A 921-nucleotide genomic window follows, 5' to 3' on the forward strand; every position below is an offset into this window, starting at 1 on the left:
CTGAACTGTACAAGCGTTCATGACCCGGTGCCGTACTTCGATATCACCCCTGCGGAGATCGTCAAAGGGCTGATCGAGGCGAACGAGGCGCTGAAGCTGCCGCACAGTATGCATGTGCACAGCAACAACCTCGGCAACCCCGGCAACTACGAGACGACCCTTGACACCCTGAAGCTTGCTGAGGGGATATCGCCGAAGGGCGACTTTGGCCGTGACCAGGTGCTCCACCACACCCATATCCAGTTCCACTCGTATGGTGGAACGACCTGGGGTGACTTTGAGTCCCGTGCCGACAAGATCGCTGACTACGTCAATGCAAACAAGAACATCACCTGTGATCTCGGGTTTGTGACCCTCGACGAGACGACGACGATGACGGCTGACGGGCCGTTTGAGCACCATCTCTGCGAGCTGAACCACCTGAAATGGGCGAATGTTGATGTTGAGCTTGAGACCGGCTCCGGTGTTGTGCCATATGTGTACAGCCCTGATGTCTTCGTCTGCGGTATCCAGTGGGCGATCGGTCTTGAGATCGCACTCCTTGCCGAGGATCATATGCGATTCCACATGACGACCGATCATCCGAATGCCGGTCCCTTCACCCGGTATCCCCGCGTGATGAAGTGGCTGATGAGCGCAAAGGCCCGTGACGAGATGTTTGCCATCATGAAGAACGAAGGCAAGGTCCGTGACCGGACGAGCCTTGGTTCACTCGACCGCGAACTCTCGCTCTACGAGATCGCGATGATGACCCGTGCAGGAACGGCAAAGGCACTCGGTCTCTCCCACATGTATGGTTCCCTGAAACCTGGTCTCTGCGGCGATGTGGCTGTCTATGACTACAACCCCGAGACGGCTGATGATCCCGAACTGATCGAGAAGGCATTCGGGTCGGCGGCATACCTCTTCAAGCAGGGTGAG

Annotated in this window: 1 protein-coding gene; it reads left to right on the top strand. The window is 57.1% G+C overall.

All coding sequences use genetic code 11. The features are described from left to right. Nucleotides 1-921 (top strand): formylmethanofuran dehydrogenase subunit A (locus tag RJ53_RS11495; RefSeq protein ID WP_211531780.1); only part of this gene is annotated, 921 nt, incomplete at both ends.

Origin of the sequence: Methanocalculus chunghsingensis (assembly GCF_018132105.1) — an archaeon.
In the GTDB taxonomy this organism is placed as follows: Archaea; Halobacteriota; Methanomicrobia; order Methanomicrobiales; family Methanocorpusculaceae; genus Methanocalculus; species Methanocalculus chunghsingensis.